The following is an 18,583-nucleotide window of genomic DNA, read 5'->3' as shown; positions in this document are numbered from 1 at the left end:
CTGCATACGTCTGTGATATAGACAAGGGGGAAGGCAGGTAGATGAAGGAATCGGAAGTATTGCGCCCCATACAGTTGACCGACGGGTTTTTTGCAATCCGCCTCGCTTCCAAGTATGGCTGGATGATTGGCAATCCGCAGCGCAATGGGGCTTTAATATATTTGGAGCGGCAGGACGCCAAGCGCCGTTCTGCTTCAAGGCAGCATCATATTCACCTGTCTATATCACGGACGTATTCCCCTATAGCTCTGCATGTCTCGATTATGAATCGCATAACAGAGCTTGCAAGGCTAGCAGGCCAACAAACAACGCTTGCTGAATCATTTGGCAAAAGTAAAGCTCGGCTAGTAGAGGCAAAGTCTGCAAAATCGGTGAAGATTGGATTTGGCGATGAACAGCGACAGTCTGATCAAACGAGGCTGCGCGGACTTAACAGTGATCCCCGCAGATTAGAGCACAAACGGCGCGAAGAGCAGCAGAGAGACAATAACCAGCCATCTGTTACTGGAAATGCTGTCTCAGCAAGGCTGCTTAAGACGGAGCATTCTATTCTTAGCAAAGTGTTATGGAGGACTATGGGGCTTCATGCTGAAAGAGAAAGCCTCAGTAAACGGCCTGGAAGATTAGCTTCCGGCTATTTGCTTAAGCATACGGTCAGCAGAACAGAAACAAAGCAGCTGCTTCAACAGCTGCTTGTGCAGGTCAAGCATGGTTTAAGCAGTTCGGAGCAATCCGTTTTAAGCAAAAATGACGTAGTCATTTCCATGGAAAATAGGTTTAAACAACATTTAGGACAAGAGCAGGTTCAAAGCGGGAAACGTTTGGACCATGAGAGAGGCCAGCCAGATAAACAAACCGAGCGACAATTAATCCGCCAAATCAAGCAGCTTGTTCGAGATCAATCTCAGCTTGAAAATTCAACGCAAAATCAAGTCCGACACACAAAAAAATCAATGGGCTTCCGTAATATAGCATCCGATGTTCTTCTTGCGCATAAGAAGTCATTGCAACAGACGCAGACAATTGATTCTAAACAAGTAGTAAAAAAAGAATTATCAAATGCACCTGTAAATTCAATTCATCCAAATTATTGGGCAAGACGAGTCATTCGTCGTATTAAACATTTTAGCGCTATGCGTCAAGATCAATTGCATGAAACAGGAAGTCCTATTGAAACGAAGTGGAAGTCAGAGCAGTTCAAGCAAGGTGCAGCATTATTTTTTAATGCAGTTAAATTTCATTCCAAGCAGGCTGCTCGCCTTCAGCAAAAAGCTCCCTTGTCTCCCGCCGCTAGCCAGGCAGATGAGACGGTTGCAATGAAGCGAAACGGAATTGATAGAGCTGCTGCTGTCCAATTAGCGACAGAGACAGTTAATGTCATTAAAAGACTGAGTTTGAAAAATGCATCCCGGTTTGTACATAGAAAAATACGAGATACAGCTAGCCAATCAAATGGTAACAACGCGATTAAGGAAGCTAGCCATACATTGATGCTAAAACGGTATATCAGTGAGGATGTCAGAGCACGAGTTACACTTGCGGAAGAAAGCTTATCGCATCCGAATGTTAAAAAGCAGAGGCTAGGGAAAGCTGCGCGGCTTAACAGCATTACTCCTGAACGTGCCGAGAGCTTGTCAAAGCTTGTTAAACGCAAAAGAGCGGAATTGCAGGTGTCAGCTGTCGATCGATTAGAGGAAGCTGTCAAGGTTGCTGCCCAAGATAATAACAAGAAGCTTTCAATAGAGGTGCGGGATCCAGTTAGCTTAAAGCCAGTTAAGTTGTATATGAGTGCAAGCAATACATCAAAAGGCCAAATGAAAGCAGGTCAGCTTGTAAAAATCCAATCGATTAAAGCGATGTCCGGGCAGCTTGCAAATTTAATCCAAAAGCAAGCTGGCCAGCCGCTTGTTGCAAGTTTTAGAGCTAAGGTGCAGCGTCACTTGGCGGAAACTGAGCATATAGCGGAACAACTGCATTCGAAGGCTGCCGCTCTGTATAGACAGACAGCAGCAGAAGCATATCGCCAGGAGAAACGGCGTACTGTCGTAAACGTTCAACACGAGGAGAAACAGCATGCTGCCGTGAAAGCTAATCGCGGGGAGAAGCAGCATACTGATGCGCAAACTCATCACAAGGAGAAACAGCATACTGTCGTAAAAGTCCATCGCCAGGAGAATCAGCATACTGTCGTAAAAGTTCATCGTCATGAGGTGAAGCATACTGTTTCACAAGCTCATCACAAGGGGAAGCAGCATACTGTTGCACAAGCTCATCACAAGGGGAAGCAGCATACTGCTGCACAAGTTCATCATAAGGAAAATCAGCATACTGTCGTAAATGTTCGTCGTCATGAGGTGAAGCATACTGTTGCACAAGCTCATCACAAGGAGAAGCAGCATACTGTCGTAAAAGTTCATACTGTACAGTTGCCGCAAGCAGCAACATTCACAAGTAGCTCAAAGCCGTTACAATCCGTGGCTCGTCGTAAGGAACTGCCACAATTAGCCCAGATTGAGCATATGAAGAAGCTGCTAGTGAACACAGTGCCAGTGAGTTTAGAACAACAGCGTGCTATGTCGAATGCTCGTGCCATGAATAACCTGCCTGCAGAAATAAAAAACCAGCAGCTTGAGCAGCAATTCACAGTGAGTAGTATACGAGCAATAACTAAAGCATATGTGAAAATGAACAAAATTTCTCCTATTCGTCGGCAGTCTCCATTAAGCGAAAAAGCAGCTTCTTTGGCACAAATCAGAGTATTCATGCACGCAGAAAAACGACAGCTTGCCACAAAGGCCCGTAAGTATGCGAATATGCAAATTAACAGCTCAGCCCAGACGATAAGTGATGGGATTAGCCCCAAAACCGTAAGCGTTGTTTCGCTCGGTACTCCAGGGGACCAACAAATCATTAATGGCGCTCAAACTTCGGCGATTGTCCATCGTAAATCTGCGGATATAGCTGCTAAAAAGCAGCAAATTGTAAGCCGCTCGCATGCTGCACCGCATAAGGAAGCTGCGCTTCATGTGCTGCAGCGCACCCCGCCAAAGGATCTGGCGCAAAAGGAAGCGATGACAAGCTTGAAGGACGCTATTAAAGGCGTAGAAAAGGAACTATTGCAGGTAAAGGAACAAGCAGCAACGCCTCAAATGAATATCAAGCAGCTTACAGACCAAATGTACAGAGAGTTTTCTCGCAGGATGCGGCTGGAGCAGCAGCGTAGAGGATTATGATTGAGGGCAAGAATGGGGATGGAGAAGCGGCAGCGTCCGCCTTTGTAGGCCACTTTTATCTATTACAGGGGTGCTTATTCATAAAAATTGGACTACAACAGCGGCAGGATGCTCATTTTTGATCGCAGCGGCCCCCCTTTCTATTGCTTGTTGCTCTTATCCATAATCAGAAAATCGATTGGAGAGTGAAAGGGTTGGCACTTAAGAAAGCGATGATTTGGATTGATCGCGGACATAGCACAGAACAAATTGACGTTATGTTCAATCCGACGGAATACAGCATGGACGCCTCCAATGAATATTCCTGGCAGACAGTCCCCGGCCTGTCGCTGCCAATTGCTCAATTTGTCAGCGGCGAGTCTACCTCGCTCAATATGGATTTGTTTTTCGATACTTACGAGGCAGGCACTGATGTCCGGCAGAAAACGATGCAAATTGCGGGATTGCTGGAAGTCGATAAAGATTTGCACGCGCCGCCGCTATGCAAGTTTGTATGGGGGACACTGCAATTCAAAGGCGTGGCAGTGAAGGTGTCGCAAAGATACACGATGTTTTTAGACTCGGGCCTTCCGGTTCGAGCGACGCTGAAAGTTACTTTTCGTGCCGTTCAAAGCATCACGGAGCAGTTCAAAAATATTCCGCGCCAATCGGCCGATCGGACCAAGCAGCGTACGGTAAAGCAGGGGGATCAGCTTTGGCAAATTGCTGCCGAGGAATATGAGGAACCGGGGCTATGGCGCGAAATTGCCCGAGCAAACGGTATTGAAAATCCGAAAAGGCTGGAGCCAGGCACAGTCATTAAAATTCCACGCCTGTATGGCTGAAGCGAGGGAGAACGGTTATGAGCAATTTGAAGCTGAATACAGACAAATTTACGTTTGAGCAGCTTGAGACGAAATATCGGAACTTTATCGCGCCAGGCTACAAAATAATGGTGGACAACAAGGATGTTGTCCGTGAAGGAATGGCTATAAGCTACGTTACAGTCGAAACGACAACGACCCGCGAAGCAGATACGGCTACCTTCTCTATTGTCAACGCCTACAATTTGGTTACGCGTGACTTTCAGTGGCTCGAAAAAAGCTTGACGCTAGGCAGCACGCTCGAAATTCATATGGGCTATTTGGACCGCATGACTCCCGTTTTCTTCGGCTACATTACAGCCGTTAATATAGAATTTCAGCAAAATGAAACCCCTAAACTGATTGTAACCGGGATGGATCTGTCCTTCAAAATGATGCTGGGACGCAAGGCTAAAACGTGGTCAAATAAAAAGCTGTCTGATATGGTCAAGGAGCTTGGTCAACAGTATGGCGCTAACAGCTTTGTTGTTGATGATACGAATAACGTACTCGCCACGTTTCCGAAAAAACCGGAGAATGACTATCAGTTTTTGCAAACATTGGCGTATAGCATTAACTATGAATTTTTTATCGTTGGAAAAACATTATATTTTCGCAAAAGAAATCAAAGCAAATCTCCGTTAATGACCTTATCCTGGGGCAAGCATTTACTTTATTTTCATGTGGAGCACAATATCGCAGAGCAAGTATCGGGAGTAACTGTAAGGAGCTGGGATTCCAGCACGCAGCAGGTTATTGAGGGCTCTGCTTCAAGTGTGCAGCGGATTGGAACGAATCCGGCAACAGGGCAGGATATTATGAAAAAGCTGGGCAGCTTTGAAGAGTTTCTTTATTTGAATGCAGAGGACTATCAGGATGCAAGGGAGAAGGCTGATGCCGCGCTCAATGAGCGAGCAATGAGGCTTGTTACGGGTGAAGCGGAGTGTATTGGCCTGCCGGAAATACGCGCCGGGCGATTCATCAAGCTGGATGGCCTCGGAAAAAAGCTTAATCAGCCTTATTACATAAAAAGCGCTGCACATACAGTCGACGAGTCAGGCTACTCGACGCGTATGAGCGTGCAAGGAAATGCGGTGTAGCCAGCCATGTATGATTCGCTGCAAGGTAGAAATGATGAGCTGCTTGGATTGGTTAACGGTGTATACATAGGCATAGTAACGGACAACAAGGATCCCGAGAATCTAGGACGTGTACGTGTGAAAATTCCTGTGCTGGATAATCAAAATGCAATGAATTGGGCGCGTGTTGCGACACTCATGGCAGGCAAGCAGCGCGGCTCCTTATTTTTGCCGGAGGTTGGCGATGAGGTGCTGATTGCTTTTCAAATGGGGGATTTGCGCGAGCCAATTGTAATTGGCAGCATGTGGAACAAAAATGCGCCTCCTCCTAATGGCAAGGATGAGCGCAACAATATACGTAAAATTACGACCAGAGCAGGGCATGAAATTATTTTCGACGATACAGACGGCGATGGTAAAATAACGCTGAAAACGCAATCCGGACATGCATTGGTGCTGTCGGATAAACAGGACCAAATTACGCTGCAGGAGAAAAGCGGACAGCATACGCTCAAAATAAAAGGCGGCTCTGCCAATCAAATTGAGCTGGCCAGCGGTTCGAGCAAAATTATGCTGAACAATAAAGGAACTGTCACAATTGAAAGCGTGAAGGAAGTTAAGCTGAAGGCAGCGCAAATTGCGTTGGAGGCTACGGCTACGCTGGATCTTAAGGCAAGCGCTGCCCTTAATCTGAAATCTGACGGAATTGTGACTGTTAAAGGCTCTATCGTCAAAATCAATTAATTTGGGCATGAGATGAGGAATGAGGATGTCAAAGGATTTTCTTGGGCGCGGCTGGAAGTTTCCCATTGAAGTGGACGAGGTAACAGGACGCATAAGGCATATCCAGTATGAGGATGACATCGCAGAAGCGATCAAAATCATAATAGGGACGTCCAAGGGCGAGCGGATTATGCGGCCCGATTACGGCTGCAGCATTAACCGTTATTTATTTGAGGGAAATGATGATACGACGCTGCGCTTAATAGAGGCTGAGGTTGAGGAAGCTGTACGGACATGGGAGCCGCGCGTGCATGAAGTAGAAGTACAGGTAGAGCGGGAGACAGGCCAGGAGCAAAGACTGCTGATCCACGTCAAGTATACCGTTCGCACGACCAATAACCTGTTTAATCAGGTATACCCTTATTATTTATTTGAGGGATCACATTAACAGGCGGAGAGAGATAATTGATGAAAGAGCGTACAGATAAGGGATTTTACAGCAATATTCCGATCATTGACAATCGCACAAAGACACAGCTGATGGAGCAGATGAAAAAGATGTCGCCGAGCTATGCTCCTGAGTGGCGCTTTAGTCCGGACAATCCTGATCTTGGCACAGCTCTAGCCCTATTATTCGCTCACTTGCTGGAAGGCAATATTAAACGTTTGAATCAGGTGCCTTATAAAAGCTTTATCACCTTTTTAAATCATTTTAATGTTGCACTTGCACCGGCTATGCCTGCGCTTGCCTATTTGACCTTTAAGCTTGCGGAAGGGACACCGCACTCCATATTTGTGGATAAAGGCGTACAAGCAGCTGCGAGCCATGCGGATGAAGCCGAGTCTGTATTGTTTGAAACTGTTCAGCCCGTGCTGCTTACAACCGCTAAACTGACCGATGTTATTTCTGTCAGTCCGAAGCAGGATCGAATCGTAATGATTGGCGATAACGGACTGCTCAAGGAGCATGACGGAAGAGGCATAGCTTTATTCGGCCTTGAAGGACAAAATATGCAGGAGCATGTTTTATATATACGCCACGATTTTTTATTTTTGCTTCATGGGCCGTCCTTTATTGAACTGACCCTGCTTCATTCGCAGCATGGCAGCGCTGCTGATGAGGCCGCCGGCTGGATGACTGATCTGAAGCAGGTTGCCTGGGAGTATTGGACTGGCGAGGGCTGGCAAAGCTTTGACCGGGCTTATGGCAAAGGCAATATTATCCGCCTTGTGAAGCTTAGTCCGTATGCCGTACGGCAGGTGGAATGCCATGGAGACTACGGTTATTTTATCCGCTGCCGTGTTCTTGGGAATGATCAGCACAAAGCAGCCTCCCTGCTCGGAAAAGCACAATTTGAACGTATGCTGGTCAAAAGCGAATATGCAGCAGCCTCCGAGCGGTCAGGCTTGGTTCCTGATCGATTATATTTTAATGATGTTCAGCTTATTGCGGATAACAGCTATTATCCATTCGGACAAATTTTTGCACCGTATGGCTTGTTTTATATCGCCAGCGAAGAGGCGTTCTCAAAGCGAAGTGCAACAATCAACATAAAATTCGATGCCGAGCTTGTCCCTCATCGCATGATTCCTGAGCATCCGAAGCCTATTCAATGGAAGCCGATTATGCGCCGTGAAATCGTGGACGCGCAGGATATCCCTGATATGGTGACGATTGCAACCCTGCAGTGGGAGTATTGGAACGGACGCTCATGGGCAATCCTGCCTGTAACGCCGGAATCACGCACGTTGTTTCAAACGGTATGGGAAGGGCGTATGGTTTTTGAAGTGTCTTACTGCTGCCCCGATGATATAGCAAAAATTATCGTTAATGCAGAAGAAAATTATTGGATTCGCGCAAGAATATTGCAAATTACGAATGCTTATTCATCTAATGCCGTTTACTATTCACCGCATATTCAAAATTTGCATATTCGATACGGTTATGAAAAGCCTGTTCACAGTCCTGAGCAATTGCTTGCTTACAATAATTTGGAGCTTTTGGACCGAACACATGAGGTGCAGGCTGGCGGAATGCCCATCCGCCCCTTTACAGCTTTGGAAGGTCAAGCGCCAGCGGTATGGCTGGGCTTTGATACGCCGCCAGAGCGGGGACCGATTCATTTGTACGCTGATATTGCAGCTTCAAGGTCAGTAGGGCAAAATCCGCCTTTGATGGAATGGCAATATTTGCGCAGAACAGGCTCGCATTCCGTCTGGACAGCTTTGCCTGTTGCCGATGATACAAATGGATTTACGAAAAGCGGAACGATTCAATTTGCGGGACCTGCGGATTTTGCGAGGACGATGCATTATGGCAAGCAATGCTACTGGCTTCGGGCCATTAATCGGGATGAGCGCTTCAATGCTGTAAGCTCTGCTGCAGTCAGCCCTCGAATTCGTGAGCTGCTGCTCAATACAACACTTGCCGTACAGCAAAATACGATTGTCAATGAGTTTCCGAGACAGCTGGAGCAGCAGGAGGATATGTCCGGGCAGCCTAACGCGCATTACGTGTTATCACAAACTCCCGTGCTGAGAGAAGAGGTATGGGTTGACGAAACAGAGGCGCTGCTGCCCGGTGAGCTGGCCCAGCTGCAGCAATCCGGCTTGAAGCTCGACATAATAGAGGATTCGGAACAGGAAGCTATGCGTGTTTGGGTGCAGTATACGCCTGCCCTGCAGTGGCTGCATTCCGCTCCGTCTGACCGGCATTACCGCATTGACCGGGCAACAGGACGCATTACCTTTGGCAATGGCCAATCAGGCAAGGCGCTGCCTGCCAGCGGCAACGATATTGTAAGAGTCACCTATGCATGCGGAGGGGGAGAGAAGGGCAATGTGCCGGCTCATTCCATTCAAACGCTGCAAAGCTCGATTGCTTTTGTGGAAAAGGTGACTAACCATTATCCGGCAGCAGGCGGCTGTGACGCCGGCACGCTGGAGGAAGCGTCAGAGCGGGGGGCCAAGCGTTTTGTGCATCGCCATCGTGCCGTCACCGCACAGGATTACGAGTGGCTGGCTCGTGAAGCTCACTCCAACGTAGCAAAAGTCAAATGCTTGCCTAACGTTAACCGCCTGCTCAATAAAGAGGCTGGAGCAGTTTCGATCGTTATTTTGCCAAAATCCGGTATGGGCAGCGATGTTCAATTCCAGGAAATACAGCGGGCTGTCGAGACCAGTCTTATTGCAAAAGCCTCAGCAGGCACGGCATTTCCTGGCAAGCTGCACGTAATCAGACCGGCTATTTTGGAAATAGGCGTCTGCGCTACCGTATGGGTGCGCAGCATGGAGCAGCTTGTGCCTGTAGAGAACGAGCTGCTGCGAAAGCTTGATCAATTTCTTCACCCTATAACCGGTGGGGCGGACGGGAAAGGCTGGGGCATCGGCGAGCGCATCCATTCCTCCATGTTCTATGCGTTGATGAAGTCGCTAAGCGCCGTTGTACATATTCCGCAGCTCGCTCTCGATGTCTATAAGGTAGAGGATGGCGAGCGGCAGGAATGGAATCCCGATCGCATGGACCAGCTGCCGAACAGCGTAGTAACTGCTGGCAAGCACCGGCTTATCGTTGAGCTGCACAGATAAAAGGGGGAGTAAGCATGTTGCCTTTACCGAATTTGGATGATCGCAGCTTTGAACAGCTTGTAAGCGAAGCGCGCAGTCTGATCCCGGGTATTATTCCTGAGTGGACGGATGAGAATGCTCATGATCCCGGCATTACTTTGCTGGAGCTGCTCGCTTGGCATCTGGAAATGCAGCAGTTTCAAACGGATCGTATTACAGCCAGCCATGACCGCAAATTTCTGCGCTTGCTTGGCGAGACTACGCGCGATGTCGTTCCTTCGACGACTTCTGTCAGTATTTCAAAATCGCCGTATCCGATGTATATCCCTTATGGTACGCTTTTGCGCGTGAGAGATTTGCCTTTTGAAACGATCCGTGCGATTACAGTGCTGCCGGATTCTAATCAGGAAATTACGACTTATACAAAGGACGGCGCTAATAAAATAGAAGAGGATATGACCTCGGGCAGAGTGACGTTTTATCCATTCGGTCAACAGGCTGAAGCGGGAGCGAGCATGGTTATTGCGCTGGGGAAGGCGCTGCCTCAGCTGCTGCCGCTCTCGCTGTGGATCGAGCTGGACGACCAGGATCCTGCCCACCGTATTCCGGCCAGATACAAGCATTTTACTCCTTCAGGGCAAATCGAATGGAGCTATTGGCATACGGCTGATAACGGGGAGCAAGAAGCTGACGGCTGGCGTCCGCTTCAGATGGAGCGGGATGAAACCTATGGCCTGCAGCAAAGCGGTCCTATTTTATTTGCGATACCAAAAGGGGCCAGGCAGGTGCGCCGTATTCGCGCATTGCTTGCTGGAGGGGGCTATAACGATCCGCCACGCATACGCCGAATGGTATGGAATGAAGTATTTGCGACGCAAGGTCAAACGCTTAGTATGGCGGTATGCTTTAATGGCAAAGAGGCCGGCAGTCAGGCTGATCCGGACATCATGCTCGAGCATGGGCTGTTTCTGCAGAGCGAGCTGGCAGTACAATTTCGTACCAAAGCTGGTTGGGTAGACGTGTCCCCCTCGAGCTATTGGATTAATTATACGGATGAGCTGGCCAGCCTGCAGTTTCAAACTAATGTGGAATTGCCAAGCGGCAAGGAAAGTATTCGGGTAATTGCCAATGCAAGGGAATTCAGCCGTCATATTTATTTGGGGACCGGTACCGGCATATCTCATCAGCAGTATGTATTGCCAGTCCAGCCGCTGCTTGCCGGCACGCTCGGCATTCAGGTCGGCTGGCTTGCTGATGATAAGCAAACGATGCTATGGCAGGACTGGGAACGGGTGTATGATTTTGACGAGTCGGATGATGCAAGCCTTCACTATATTATTGATACAGAAGAAGGTGTCATTCGCTTTTCCGATGGCGTTCATGGTGTCGTGCCCCCAGCTTGCACGCAGCCCAACATTAGAATTATAGATTACAGAATAGGGACCGGAGCAGCCGGTAATGTAAAAGCAGACACCATTCACGAGCTGGATTATTTCAACATTCCCTTGCATGTAACGAACCTGTTTCCGGCATATGGAGGCATGGAGGAGGAATCGCTGCAAGCTGCGCTGCAGCGGGCAAAGCTTGCGGTTTTAGAACCTAAATGCGGCATTACGGCGCAAGATATCGAGAAGCGCGTAGGGGAAATACCAGGCTTGCGACTAGTGCGCATCAAAGCGATTAATGGCTACAATCCGCGAAGAGGCGCAGCTGCCGGCAATAGTGAGCTTGGTCATATCGCGGTAGTTGTTGTGCCCTATAGCCGCAGTCCGCTGCCGTATCCGACAGAAGGCATGCTGCATACGATTCGAACGCATTTGGAGCCGTATCGTCTGCTTACTACAACTCTGCATGTAATCCCGCCGGATTATATAAAAGTAACTGTCAGATCCATAGTTGTCGTGCATCCGCGCTATGAAGGAAGAGAGCATGAAGTGCGGCATGCGCTGCAGCAGTGGCTGCAGCCCTATGGCAGCGAAGGTCAGGCGGGCTGGGAGTTTGGCAAAACCATTTATAAAAGCGATGTATTCAACATTATCCATCGCGTTCCCGGTATTCAGTATATACAGGATGTCTGGCTGTCAGCCGAGGGTAATCACGCATTCGTCGATGAGGGCGGGGATATTCGCATTCCGCCGAACGGCCTTGCCATATCAGGAGATCATGACATTGAATTTATTGTTGCAAGCGGATAGGAGGCTGTTTGGATGAGTGATCGCACTTTTTTCTCATTTCGTAGAGCTCCGGATTGGGCCAGAGGTTTTTCCATGCAGCTGGAGCATCAAAAAGACGGCTATAGTATCGTAAGGGAAAAGGTCTATCGCCATCAAAGCCGCTATCAGCTGGCTTCCAGCGAGCATATAGCTGGAGTGACAAATACAGCAGCAGATTCTGAAGGGCGCTGGTACGTGCTGGATGAGCAGAGGACAGTATGGCGAATGGATGCTGCAAGCCGATATTCGGAGAAAATAATTCAGCTTGAAGAGAACGCGGGGAGTCCAACGTATATTGCGGCAGCGGGTGAAGCGGTAGTAATTTCCGTTCAAGGTGAAAGCAGCAGGCTGGAGGCGCTGCAAATTGATAAATCGCAAATTCGCTGGACAACAGACAATTGGTATGAAGAAAGCTTTCATATTCAAGCGATCGCGCCGGATCATTCCGGGGGCTGGCTTGCAATAGCGACACTAGGCGCTGAGACAGAGCTGCAGCTGCTTCGCTTCGATGTTTCCGGCTTGCCGGCCTATCGCATTCCGCTTGACGCAGCTGCAGTCGACAACAGCGCGGGTGAAGCCGAACCTCACATGCAATCCGGCAGCAGATTTCAAATTGTTTTAGGAAAATCACCAACATGCTGGATAATGGATCGCTATACGCAGCAGCTGATTGAAGTGGATTTGCTAAGAAATTATGCTTCTTTAAGCAATATGGATTTTTTGCCTGACAGCTGTGAAATGATTTCATTATGCTGCACAGAGGAAAATTTGCTATGGCTGCTGCTGGCGGAGAAGCAGGATCGGAATGTATGCTCCTTGCTTGCTTTGAATGCTAAGGGAGCTGTAATGAAGCACGGCTATACCGGCAATGCAGCTGGCGAGCTGTTAATTGCAGGACATAGCTGTTTGTATATATGGAATGCAGATCAGCGCTTGGTTTTTCGCATTGTACCGGTATCCGAGCCGGCTGTCTGGAAAGCGACCGGCAGCCGGATGGGTATTTGGATCAGCGAAGCGCTTGACAGTGGAGAGGCAGAGACACAGTGGCACAGGCTGGTCTTGCAAGCAACGCGTCAAAATGATACGCAAATGAATATCCGCTATTATGCCTCGGATAGTCGTGAAATATGGCTGGGTCAAGAGCGTACGACGATAGAACGTTTTTTGGCTGATGAACGAAGACCGATAGAGGAAAGGCTGGCTTTGCTGGCGCCATATTGGTCAACACCTTTAAAGGACCCGCAGGATGCGCTTATTCACAAGGCAAAGGGACGCTACCTTTGGTTGTACGTGGAGCTGATCGGTTCTGCGAATAATGCGCCCGGCATTCGAAGCATGGAGGTTTACTTTCCGCGCCAAAGCTATTTGGATTATTTGCCGGCACTTTATCAGCAGGACGAGCATTCTAGTGATTTTCTATCACGCTATTTGAGTATTTTTCAAACGATGATCGAGCAGGTGGACGATTCGATTCAGGGAGTTACACGTATTCTTGAAGCTAATCAGGTAACGGGCAGCTCGCTTCGCTGGCTGCTTGGCTGGCTAGGCATCGAGACGGAGGATGATTGGAGCGATGAACAGCTGCGCAAGCTGCTCAAGGCCGCCCCGCAGCTGTATAGCTTGCGCGGCACAAAAGCGGCTCTGGAGCGGTTGATCGAGATTTACACGGGCGAAAAACCGATCATTTTGGAATATGAGCAAGTAAAGCCGCTTAAGGAAAATGTCGAGCTGGGCGAGGTGGCAGACCGCTTGTATGCGGCTGAACCGCATATGTTTAATGTGCTGGTCAAGGCGGAAACGGTAGATACGGAGTTGAAGCGGGTATCCCTTCAGCAGCTGATCGATGCTTATAAGCCTGCTTTCGCGACGTTTAAGCTCATTATTTTGCAGCCGTGGGTGTATATGGACCTGCATTCGTATTTGGGCATGAATACGATATTGTCTGAACCGACATTGCTGACGCTCGATGGCCGTTCGTCAATGCCCCATCATACGATTACGATAGATGTTGGACAGGAAAACCGGATGGACCAGCATACGAGACTGGGCCTCAATTCTCGTTTGGAATAAATGCAAGGGTGGGAGATTAGCAATGAACAGATCAAGGTATATTCCGTTTGAGCGCAATCGGTATTTTTATGGCAAGCTGCTTACGGTCCGAGACTTTATGTCAGAGCAAACTTATTATTCAGACAAACGGCGTCTATCGAACCGCTTGCTGTTTGGAAGCGGGGTAATTACAGGTCTTCAAGTCGTTGCAGTGGATGATAAATCGATATCGATTGAAGCGGGCGCGGCGCTTGACCAATTAGGAAGAGAAATAATCGTACCGTCACCCGTTACGATGAAGCTCTCGAACATGGATGGATTCACAAATAATGATTATGCCAAAAACGTTTATCTTTGCCTGGCCTATGATGAGAAAGGCAAGGAGCCTGTGCATACAGTGACGGGATCCTTAGGCGCGAATGAAGAGGTAAGCGAGCATAATCGAATTTTGGAAAGCTATCGCCTTTACGTAAAGGAACAGCCCCCAGCTCCTTCTGCGCTGGAATACGATGCATTAATTGAGGATACTACAGTGTGGTACGATGACGGGCAGGTAAGGGTGCTTCAGACTGTACCGCGTTATGTAGAGCCTGGCCAGTTGTTCCATATTGAGTTGACTGTCGAAAAGACGCTGCAGACACCGCATATCTCTTTTGAATATGAGCCGGAGCTTCTTCATGCAGAGCTTGCGGAGGAGCTGATACAAGGGAAGATCGTATTTTCTGAGCCTACGGATGGCGGCGCTGCCAGCTATAAAAAACGAATCAGCTTACGTGCTTTGCATAATGAGGAGCAGGAAAACAAACAGGTCATTTCCATCGGTGTAAAAGCAGGGACTGCGAAGCTGGTAATTGGCGATAAGCTCATCTATGAGCTATCGAACATTAAGCAGATGATAGAAACTGCTGGGCAAAGCGCCTTGGAGCGGATTTTGGAGGCCTTTCATTCCCGTTCCCTGGATCGTGCAATCGAATCGCCTGCTGAGCCTTGTTTATACATTGCCAAAATACATTTGCTGCAGATGGGAGCCAGCTATGTCATTGATCAAGTAGAATCGTTACCGTTTAAAGATTATGTCATTAACCCGACGTTGCTGTATAAGCTCCTTGCCGCAGCCGATAAAGAGGCGCATGACTATTCGGCTGCAAGCAAGGCAGGTACCGATGCTGCCAAAGCAATGGGGATAGAGCAGGACAGTGCTGCAATTGTACAATTTCCAGATATCGAGCAGGAATTCAAGGAACTTTTTCCTCAGGAGCACGAGGAAGTGAAAGAAAGATATATTGCTTCTGGAACTGTAGAAATTTCAATCGTTCCGCAGACCGTGAAAAAGTGGTATCAGCGAAGGCAGAAAAATTTCTATTCCGAAGAAATCGAACATGGCCTGGAAATAGGAGCAAATGAGGCTGTATTGCTTACAGCAGCTTTATCAGACGAGTCGGAGCACTCTGATATCCCGGTGCCTGAAATGTGGCAGCGCAGCAATTCTATATACACGGGTCCGCAAGAAATATTCGAGGGCAGCGAATATGCTTCAAGCTATCCGCGAATATCGATCGGCACCGTACAATTTCCGAAAAAGGGCAGCTTCCGGATTGGCATTCGCTTGCATCAAAAAACAGAGCGGACACGAATTAAAATTCGATGGTGGGCTGTTAAAGCAGAGGCTGGCGAGCATGCAGACAGCTTGGCTAGCGACGCAATAAATGAAGGCTGGCAGAGCGCAGCGGCTGCAAAGCAGCAATAAACCGGCTGGCCAGTTTATAAACAGAACAGGCATCCCCAAAGTCATAACATGACTTGAGGATGCCTATTTAAACCCCTATGGGCGAATATTTTATTTGTATTACATCGAGAGTAGGGTGGTTATTTGTATAAGTTTATTTTATATTCGGACAAGCATCCTAATGGGTTATTACATGCCCAAGGAAATGATTTAGAAGGGATTTTCAAACGAAGCTGTACAAAGCTACTTATAAAGATGGTCGGTCTAAGTAGGAAGACTTAAAATAAGTTACGGAAATAATAAGATAATAGGTAGACAATCTACCGATGGGAAAGTGCGTTGGAGAGTTGATTATGATCCTGATAATGGATTCCATATAAACGTGGAGGATTTTAGAAATGGTACAGAAAAGTATGTTTTTATAATTGAAGGTGGAGAAAAAGCATACAAATCTATTATTAATTCTTTAAATTAATGAAAAGGTAACATATATGTCATTATATGAAGAGTGTATTGGAAAATTGGATAAACAGGCTTTAATATTATCGGAAGTGGAAACTAATCAGCTGTTTGATAGTCTACAAGACTGCTTTCCTTTTATGTTTTATGGAAGAATTAATTGAAGTCAAGTTAAGGCTAAAACGAAAATTCGATTTACTTGTTGAAAATGTAGTAGATATAAGAGCATATATCCTTTGGGACAATGCATTGTTTCCAGCAGTTGAATCAAAATTATCAATTATAATAGAGAATATTGATGATATTAAAAAGATGAGTTTCGATACTTGGATATATGCTCCTGAAGAATTTGTTATTGAGTTTTATCATGAAGGAGAAATAATTATAGGCTATAGCGAATAATATCATGCCACATATGAGTATAACAGCTCCATGTGGTTTTCTTTTTTCCATAAAAAAATTGAAGATCAGCCATTTTTACTGTGGGTGTTCATTGATTCCGTTGTAAAATTTCGAGAATCTTGCAATAAGTTTTTATTTATATTTGTAATAAATATAGTGGTTAATATTAAGGTGAGACCCCGGATATTAAGAATTCATTATGTATTTAAATGTAAAATTTAATTCAAATTCTTATTTATGGTAAATTAAAAGACATTTACATTATATGCTGAAAAATGAGATATTATATATGTATTTGTCATAAAATGAAGAGGAGGAGAAGCCTATGAGCCATGTCGAGTATACATGTTTTCACTTTGAAGCCGTAATACTGTATCGAAAGGTAGTGTCAGAATCAAATATTATGTAGTAATTTTAATTTTAACTTACCTTCATTTTTGAGAGCGCTCCATTTTGTGAAAGTACTGCATTTCTTAATTTTTTATAGAAAGAAAAGGAAATCTAATCATCATTTTGTGAGCGCTCCATTATATGAAAGTGCGCCATTTCTTAATTTTTTATAGAAAGGAAATCTAAAATGAATTATAAATGGAGAATTATCTTAAGTTTATTCTGTATGTTTTTTGTTTTGCATTCACCTCAGAGTCAAATCTATGCCGATTCACCTGATGAGGATAAAAATTTTACTAGTTATATTTCTGATGAATCTTTTTTAAAATCACAATTAACACCTGACAACTCAATGAGTAAGATTGGGGAAAACATAGATCATGAGGTAATATCTTATAGAACCCAATACACTAAACATTACAAATTGAAAAATGGAAAAATGGCAACTATTTTTTCGCAAAAGCCCATTCATTACGAGGACGTAAATGGTAAATTACAAGATATTAGTTTTAAGCTGGTAGAAAGTAATGAAATACTTAAGTTAAATACTTTGATATCTAAACAAATGCACCAACAGAGTAACTTGAAAATTCCCCTCCAAAAAAATAAGGAATTTTTTAACGCGCCTTATGTCCCATTTGGAGTAAATTTACCAAAGAACTTTATTGATGGATACACCATATCCAAGGATAACCACTCTCTAGTTATTAAGCCGATTGGTGCGCAGGACATTATAGGCAAGTTAAATAATCAAAATCAAATCGTTTATGCAGATCCTTGGATAGATACCGATGTATTATTAGAGGTAAATGATGTAGGAATTAAAGAAACGATCATTTTAAAATCTGGCAATGCACCGAGTACATTTACCTTTCAATTAAGCGAACAACTATCTAATGATCTCACACTAGGTGAATTGACAATACAACCCGCTTGGTTAGTCGATGCACAGGGAAAATATCGTGACGTCAAACAATCTACACATACTAAAAATGGTATACATTATCTTGAATTGGAAGTAGATACAACCGATTTAACGTATCCAATTTATGTCGATCCAACTGTTTATGCGGAAAATCTACAAACTGCTCGTTTACATATATATGACCAGACAGATCCGACTCCAATTCATAATAGAAAAATATATTACACAGCTACACCAGATATTGGGAGTGAGCTCTATTTTGGTGGAGTTGAATATATGAGAACAGAGTACGGATTGATAAAATTTGAACTTGGGGATATTTTTAATATTTTCAATAATTCAACTGTAACACATGCTAGTTTGGTTAATGTTGACCATTGGGGATTGCTAAATGCACCACGAATGATTACACAAAGCTGGGGAGATTATCTACCCACTAGTTTATATGGATTGACATTGGAAGAAATTGTTCAACGATGGTTAACAGGAGAACCGAATGAAGGTCTTTTATTTAGCGCCAATGGTTATCCGAGAACTTATGATTGGAGCAGCGCAATGCTTTATGTGGAGACAGATGGAGTCGTTCGTAAGCCACCGACTAATTTAGCAATTACCAATAAGACGGCAAATAGCATTACTTTACAGTGGAGTGTAGATGGACCAAATAATGATGAAATATTTGATTTTATAATTTACAATGGGGATAATTTCTTTGGCTATACAACAGATTATAGTTATACAGCCACTGATATAACATTTGGTCAATATTCTTTTTCAGTAAAGGCAAGGTATCTCGATGGAAATGAATCTGTGGCAAGTAACATCGTTCACTATAATTATGGAAAAAAGCGTACGTACAAGTATAATCAAAAAAATCAATTAATTGAAATTACTTACGAAGGTGGATATACACAAGAATTTATTTATGATGCTAATGGGAATTTATTAACTATCAGAGATAAAAACGATTAGTCC

12 protein-coding genes are annotated in these 18,583 nt (G+C 45.6%); all 12 read left to right on the top strand.

Translation table 11 applies throughout. From position 1 onward, the window contains the following. Nucleotides 1–41 precede the first annotated feature (41 nt). The 12 genes from V1L65_RS10680 (at nucleotide 42) to V1L65_RS10630 (ending at nucleotide 18,580) form a co-directional block, all read left to right on the top strand. Complete coding sequence (locus tag V1L65_RS10680; RefSeq protein ID WP_331699123.1) at nucleotides 42–3,233, top strand: hypothetical protein; 3,192 nt, start codon at nucleotides 42–44, stop codon at nucleotides 3,231–3,233. A 194-nt stretch (nucleotides 3,234–3,427) separates the two neighbouring features. Further along, the gene (locus V1L65_RS10675; RefSeq protein WP_331699122.1) at nucleotides 3,428–4,057 is read left to right on the top strand and encodes a CIS tube protein; all 630 of its coding nucleotides are present in this window, start codon (nucleotides 3,428–3,430) and stop codon (nucleotides 4,055–4,057) included. A gap of 17 nt (nucleotides 4,058–4,074) precedes the next feature. Next, nucleotides 4,075–5,175 carry a phage late control D family protein gene (locus V1L65_RS10670; protein WP_331699121.1) on the top strand — a complete coding sequence of 367 codons (1,101 nt, stop codon included), beginning with the start codon at nucleotides 4,075–4,077 and terminating at the stop codon, nucleotides 5,173–5,175. A 6-nt stretch (nucleotides 5,176–5,181) separates the two neighbouring features. Next, complete coding sequence (locus tag V1L65_RS10665) at nucleotides 5,182–5,898, top strand: phage baseplate assembly protein V (protein WP_331699120.1); 717 nt, start codon at nucleotides 5,182–5,184, stop codon at nucleotides 5,896–5,898. Between the two features lie 25 nt (nucleotides 5,899–5,923). Beyond that, the gene (locus V1L65_RS10660) at nucleotides 5,924–6,325 is read left to right on the top strand and encodes a GPW/gp25 family protein (RefSeq protein ID WP_331699119.1); all 402 of its coding nucleotides are present in this window, start codon (nucleotides 5,924–5,926) and stop codon (nucleotides 6,323–6,325) included. Between the two features lie 20 nt (nucleotides 6,326–6,345). Continuing rightward, nucleotides 6,346–9,465, top strand: coding sequence for a baseplate J/gp47 family protein (locus tag V1L65_RS10655; protein ID WP_331699118.1), 3,120 nt, complete (start codon nucleotides 6,346–6,348; stop codon nucleotides 9,463–9,465). A 14-nt stretch (nucleotides 9,466–9,479) separates the two neighbouring features. Next, nucleotides 9,480–11,639, top strand: a complete 2,160-nt coding sequence (locus V1L65_RS10650) for a putative baseplate assembly protein (protein ID WP_331699117.1) — start codon at nucleotides 9,480–9,482, stop codon at nucleotides 11,637–11,639. Nucleotides 11,640–11,651: 12 nt separating this feature from the next. Next, nucleotides 11,652–13,727: a phage tail protein gene (locus tag V1L65_RS10645; RefSeq protein WP_331699116.1), complete on the top strand. Its 2,076-nt coding sequence runs from the start codon at nucleotides 11,652–11,654 to the stop codon at nucleotides 13,725–13,727. A gap of 22 nt (nucleotides 13,728–13,749) precedes the next feature. Further along, complete coding sequence (locus V1L65_RS10640; RefSeq protein WP_331699115.1) at nucleotides 13,750–15,453, top strand: hypothetical protein; 1,704 nt, start codon at nucleotides 13,750–13,752, stop codon at nucleotides 15,451–15,453. A gap of 470 nt (nucleotides 15,454–15,923) precedes the next feature. After that, nucleotides 15,924–16,055: a CDI toxin immunity protein gene (locus V1L65_RS28725; protein ID WP_442955688.1), complete on the top strand. Its 132-nt coding sequence runs from the start codon at nucleotides 15,924–15,926 to the stop codon at nucleotides 16,053–16,055. Next, a complete protein-coding gene (locus tag V1L65_RS10635; protein WP_331699114.1) occupies nucleotides 16,039–16,293 on the top strand; it encodes a CDI toxin immunity protein in 255 nt (84 codons plus the stop codon). Before V1L65_RS28725 ends, V1L65_RS10635 begins: the two co-directional genes overlap by 17 nt. 577 nt (nucleotides 16,294–16,870) lie before the next feature. Beyond that, a complete protein-coding gene (locus V1L65_RS10630) occupies nucleotides 16,871–18,580 on the top strand; it encodes a hypothetical protein (RefSeq protein WP_331699113.1) in 1,710 nt (569 codons plus the stop codon). Nucleotides 18,581–18,583 lie beyond the last annotated feature (3 nt).

The sequence above is a fragment of the Paenibacillus sp. IITD108 genome (assembly GCF_036541265.1).
Lineage (GTDB): Bacteria > Bacillota > Bacilli > Paenibacillales > Paenibacillaceae > Pristimantibacillus.
This window is presented reverse-complemented; position numbering and strand designations above follow the sequence as displayed.

Coding starts and splice junctions, on each gene's coding strand:
- V1L65_RS10650 (WP_331699117.1), top strand. CDS start 9,480: ATGTTGCCTTTACCGAATTTGGATGATCGCAGCTTTGAACAGCTTGTA.
- V1L65_RS10635 (WP_331699114.1), top strand. CDS start 16,039: ATGGAAGAATTAATTGAAGTCAAGTTAAGGCTAAAACGAAAATTCGAT.
- V1L65_RS10665 (WP_331699120.1), top strand. CDS start 5,182: ATGTATGATTCGCTGCAAGGTAGAAATGATGAGCTGCTTGGATTGGTT.
- V1L65_RS10645 (WP_331699116.1), top strand. CDS start 11,652: ATGAGTGATCGCACTTTTTTCTCATTTCGTAGAGCTCCGGATTGGGCC.
- V1L65_RS10640 (WP_331699115.1), top strand. CDS start 13,750: ATGAACAGATCAAGGTATATTCCGTTTGAGCGCAATCGGTATTTTTAT.
- V1L65_RS10680 (WP_331699123.1), top strand. CDS start 42: ATGAAGGAATCGGAAGTATTGCGCCCCATACAGTTGACCGACGGGTTT.
- V1L65_RS28725 (WP_442955688.1), top strand. CDS start 15,924: ATGTCATTATATGAAGAGTGTATTGGAAAATTGGATAAACAGGCTTTA.
- V1L65_RS10670 (WP_331699121.1), top strand. CDS start 4,075: ATGAGCAATTTGAAGCTGAATACAGACAAATTTACGTTTGAGCAGCTT.
- V1L65_RS10655 (WP_331699118.1), top strand. CDS start 6,346: ATGAAAGAGCGTACAGATAAGGGATTTTACAGCAATATTCCGATCATT.
- V1L65_RS10660 (WP_331699119.1), top strand. CDS start 5,924: ATGTCAAAGGATTTTCTTGGGCGCGGCTGGAAGTTTCCCATTGAAGTG.
- V1L65_RS10630 (WP_331699113.1), top strand. CDS start 16,871: ATGAATTATAAATGGAGAATTATCTTAAGTTTATTCTGTATGTTTTTT.